The following is a 4,831-nucleotide window of genomic DNA, read 5'->3' as shown; positions in this document are numbered from 1 at the left end:
CTCTCCTTTCGGATTGGTTTTTAGGCAACGAATCGCACGGCGAAGCTGTCACCAAGTGCAAACTAAACAGTTTAGTTTAAATAGCAGTCTGGAAATAAAGGGATAAAACCAAGCAGTGCCTAAGTTTTAGCTTTATTGACACTGCTTTTATAAGGATGACCACAGATTGGACAAAAGCGATGTCTAGTAGACACCACCAACTCACCACAATTGGCACAATTAGCCTGTAACTGTGTACCGCAGAGATAGCAAAACTTAGCTTTAACATTTTGCCACATAGGGTCAGCAGCATGACCCGGACTCCAGCACTGATGACAAAATTTCACACCTTGCTGCCGTTGAACCTCTTGTCCCTTACTGACAGCTTCTAGAAACTCTTGGGGTAAGCCCAAAGCCACTGCCAAGCCACGTAGAGTTTTTTGATTGAGTTTGGTAGTCAGCCCCCGCTCAATCTTGCCAACCGAGCGCGAATGAATTAAGGCTGCCTGCGCTAACTCAAACTGAGTCATCTGAAGAAATTTCCTCATTCTCACCAGATAGTCAGCAAGGGATTCTCCAGGTCGCGGGGTTTTAAAAGTATCCATAAGAAGCTGTCAAGATTTACTTCAAAAGATATATAATTTGAAAACAAAAGACCTGGTTGTAATCACACAATTTAAGGTGAAAAAAGCTGTTACATTAGCCACAGTAGCGACGGAATTTTTAGAGCGACCTGGACTAGCACCAACCACCAGGGAGACATACTCTGTAACGCTCTCACCTTTGCTTTGTGAATACGGGAGTTGGGCAATAGAAATCATCAGTAAGCAAACAATAGTTGAGTATTTAAATAGTCTGAGTCATTTAAAATACACAACACATCACAAGCATCAAGCAATACTGCAAAGCCTACTAAATTTTGCCGTAGAGCAAGGTTATATAAAATTTAACCCCATTAGGGGATTAAAACAGCGGACTTGTGACCGAGAAAAAGGCGAGCATAAAAGTGACGATACAATCAGATATCTAACACCATCACAGCTAAAAATACTGTATAAAGCTGTAAAATATGACTTGCGACTCAATGCCATAGTACATATATTGCATCGCACAGGATGCAGGATTGGAGAGCTTTTAGCACTCTCTTTAGCAGAGGTAGACATCCAAAATCGGAAATTTCAAGTATTGGGAAAAGGAAATAAACAGCGTTGGTGCTTTTATAGTGAAGATGCCGCATCAGCACTCTTAAACTACCTCAATCACTCTCGGCATAAAACATCCGAGGCTTTATTTACAGCACAGCATCCAGTTACTTTAAAGGTCAGTCGCCTCAGCTATTACACCTTGCATGACTATTGGCAAGAAATTACCAACCAATATCAAGAACTTAACGGGGTACGCATCCACGATTTACGTCATACATTTGCTACCGAGCGTGTGGGCATCATCAGCATTGAACAACTGCGTGCGCTGATGGGACATGAAAGCATTCAAACAACTTTACGTTACTCCAAAGTCACATCACAAAAAGCCGAATACTCTGCACGTCAGGCGTTTGATGTGCTGCTCAATTCCAATAATTCTACTCTTAATTAACCAGCCTTTTTACTTGGCAGTACAGCAATATTATCAGCGCTAAAAACAGAAGAAAGCATTTGTAAATAGCTGTGTAGCCCAAAGAAGATATAATACTTTGGGTTAAGTGAGTGAGGGATGATGAAACGAAACTGGCAACCAGAAGAACTGGTAGAGTGTTGGACGCTTCTACCAAACGAACTAGAGCTATTAGTGCATAAAAAGCCTCAAAATCGCTTAATTTTTGCTTTATTACTCAAATTTTTTGAATTGTCAGCGAGATTTCCTGAATCAGACCACGAGATTCCATCTGTAGTTGTTAACTATATTACACAACAACTCAAGATTTCTCCCAGTACTTACCATGAATGTAATTGGCAAGGACGGTCGATAATTTACTACCGCAAGAAAATTAGAGAATTTTTTGGATTTCGAGAAGCTAGTAAAAAAGACGCTCTTCAATTAACAGACTGGCTAACAGAACAAGCATTGATTTACGAATTAAAATATGAGCAACTTAAAAGTGCAGCTATATCTCGTTTAAGAGAATTAAAAATTGAACCACCTACTCAGAGTCGTCTAGAACGTATCACTCGCTCTGCTCTCTCTAGTTTTGAATCAAATTTTTTTCAAAGAACTGTTGCTCAGTTGTCTAGCAAGACTAAAGAGCAAATAGATAATTTATTCAAACCTCAAAAAATTGAAGAGCAATCATTAGAAGTAGTATCTCAGTTAGATATCGATGAGGAGGCGTTATCGGTCTGGAATAAATTAAAATTAGACCCAGGTAGGATTGGTGTCGGAAGTTTTCAAAAAGAAATTGAAAAATTATCGATTTTGCGTCAGCTAGATTTACCTCCAGATTTATTCAATAACATATCTGCAAAAATTTTACAACAATATAAACAGCGTGTAGTTGTTGAATATCCCAAAGACTTACGCCGTCATCCTGAACCTATTCGTTGCACCTTAGTTGCTATTTTCGCCCTTTTAAGAAGTCAAGAAATCGTAGATAATTTAGTAGAGTTGATTATTCAAATCGTACATCGTATAGGAACCAAAGCTGAAAAACGTATAGACCAAGAATTACTGAAAGACTTTAAAAAAGTTAATGGCAAGACTAATTTACTATTTCAAATGGCAGAAGCTTCTTTACAACAACCAGATGGAGTTGTCAAAGATGTTATTTTTCCAGTTGTGAGTGAAACAACGCTGAAAAATTTAGTTAAAGAATACAAATCAACAGGTAACGTTTACCGCGAACGAGTTTATACTGTCATGCGCTCTTCTTATGGCAGACATTACCGTAGAATTTTACCATTAATTTTACAGCAACTGGAATTTCGCTCCAATAATGAGGTTCATCGCCCAGTAATTCAAGCACTAGAATTACTCAAAAAATATGCTCACAGCAACCAACGATACTATGACTCAACAGAAGATATTCCTATTGAAGGTGTGTTGCGTAGTGGTTGGCAAGAGTTAATTTTGGAAAAGAATAGTGATGGGGATATCAAAGTAAATCGGATTAATTATGAATTAAGTGTACTGCAAGCATTAAGAGAGAAATTAAGATGTAAAGAAATTTGGGTAGTTGGAGCCTATCGTTATCGTAACCCTGAAGAGGATTTACCAACGGATTTTGAGTCCCAACGGACTGAATATTTTCAGGCTCTAAAACTCCCAGATGATGTTGAAGAGTTTATTAATGATTTACAGCAGAAAATGCAGTCAGCCCTGAGTCAATTAGAATCAGGATTACCAAAAAACAAGTACGTCAAAATTAAAAATCAAGGAAAATCGAAAATTTGCGTTTCACCTCTCAAACCTCAAAGTGAACCGATAAATTTATATCGTTTAAAAGCCGAAATCAATCGCCGTTGGCCGAAGACTAGTCTTTTGGATGTCCTCAAAGAAACAGATTTGCGTGTAAATTTTACTGAACATTTTCAATCAGTCTTAACTAGGGAAGTATTAGATTCTAAGCTATTACAAAAGCGGTTGTTACTGTGTTTGTATGGTTTGGGGACAAATACTGGACTGAAGCGTTTAAGTGATGAAATAGGAGGCAGTAGTTATCAGGAGTTGTTACACGTTAAACGTGCTTATATTCACAAACAACAATTACGCAATGCTATTACCAACATTGCCAATGCTATTTTTAGGACAAGATTAAAGCATATTTGGGGAGAAGGTACGGCGGCTTGTGCTTCTGATTCCAAAAAGTTTGGTGCTTGGGATCAGAATTTAATGACGGAGTGGCACATTCGCTATGGTGGACGCGGTGTGATGATTTATTGGCATGTTGAAAAAAATTCTGTCTGTATCTACTCGCAGCTAAAAACCTGTTCAAGTAGTGAAGTGGCAGCTATGATTGAAGGTTTACTCCGCCATTGTACCGGGATGAAGGTCGAGAAAAATTTTGTGGATAGTCATGGACAAAGTGAGGTAGCTTTTGCTTTTTGTCATCTGCTAGGTTTTCAGTTAATGCCACGTCTCAAACGTATTAATGTGCAAAAATTATATTTACCAAGTAATGGAAGTGCTAGTGATTATCCTAATTTACAACCTGTTCTCACGCGGTCAATTAACTGGGATTTAATTCGTCAACAGTATGACCAAATGATTAAGTACGCCACTGCACTTAGGTTAGGAATGGCAGAAACAGATGCGATTTTAAAACGGTTTACTAAGGGGAATTTATTACACCCTACTTATCAAGCTCTATGTGAGTTAGGGAAAGCTGTCAAGACGATTTTTCTAAGTCAATATTTGCATTCATTAGAACTGCGTCAAGAAATTAATGATGGGTTGAATGTCGTTGAAAATTGGAATAGTGCTAACAGTTTTATTTTTTATGGTAAGGGTGGAGAAGTTGCTACTAATCGTTTAGAAGATCAGGAGTTGGCTATTTTATCCTTACATCTGCTACAAATTTCTTTGGTGTATATTAATACATTGATGATTCAGCAGGTGTTGTCACAACCACAATGGATGAAGTTGATGAAAAAACAAGACTTGCGGGCGCTTTCACCTTTGATTTGGCTGCATATTAATCCTTATGGTACTTTCAACTTGGATATGAATGAACGTTTGCCCATTGAGACTGTTGCATAAACACTTTTGTCCAACCATGTAACTCTTGTTTCACTTTTACCTTTTTAGTCAGGCGAGTGCATCAAACACTTTGGGGCGATCGCCCCAAAGCTGGCGTTGATTGATCCTATCCCAACAAATCGCGTTGAAGAAAGAGAAACCTCTATGGTTACGCTTGGTT

At 38.3% G+C, this 4,831-nt stretch carries 3 protein-coding genes; 2 read left to right on the top strand and 1 reads right to left on the bottom strand.

The window, feature by feature from the left end; genetic code table 11:
• Positions 1-119 precede the first annotated feature (119 nt).
• Positions 120-509, bottom strand: coding sequence for a zinc ribbon domain-containing protein (locus DP117_RS33545; RefSeq protein WP_248277961.1), 390 nt, complete (start codon positions 507-509; stop codon positions 120-122).
• A 151-nt stretch (positions 510-660) separates the two neighbouring features.
• On the opposite strand from DP117_RS33545, the gene DP117_RS33540 reads away from it, so the two are divergent.
• Both DP117_RS33540 and DP117_RS33535 read left to right on the top strand, forming a co-directional pair.
• Positions 661-1,575 carry a tyrosine-type recombinase/integrase gene (locus DP117_RS33540; RefSeq protein WP_169222481.1) on the top strand — a complete coding sequence of 305 codons (915 nt, stop codon included), beginning with the start codon at positions 661-663 and terminating at the stop codon, positions 1,573-1,575.
• Between the two features lie 120 nt (positions 1,576-1,695).
• On the top strand, positions 1,696-4,671 hold the full coding sequence (locus DP117_RS33535; RefSeq protein WP_169222480.1) for a Tn3 family transposase: 2,976 nt from the start codon (positions 1,696-1,698) through the stop codon (positions 4,669-4,671).
• Positions 4,672-4,831 lie beyond the last annotated feature (160 nt).

This window comes from Brasilonema sp. UFV-L1 (genome assembly GCF_012912105.1).
In the GTDB taxonomy this organism is placed as follows: Bacteria; Cyanobacteriota; Cyanobacteriia; order Cyanobacteriales; family Nostocaceae; genus Brasilonema.
This window is presented reverse-complemented; position numbering and strand designations above follow the sequence as displayed.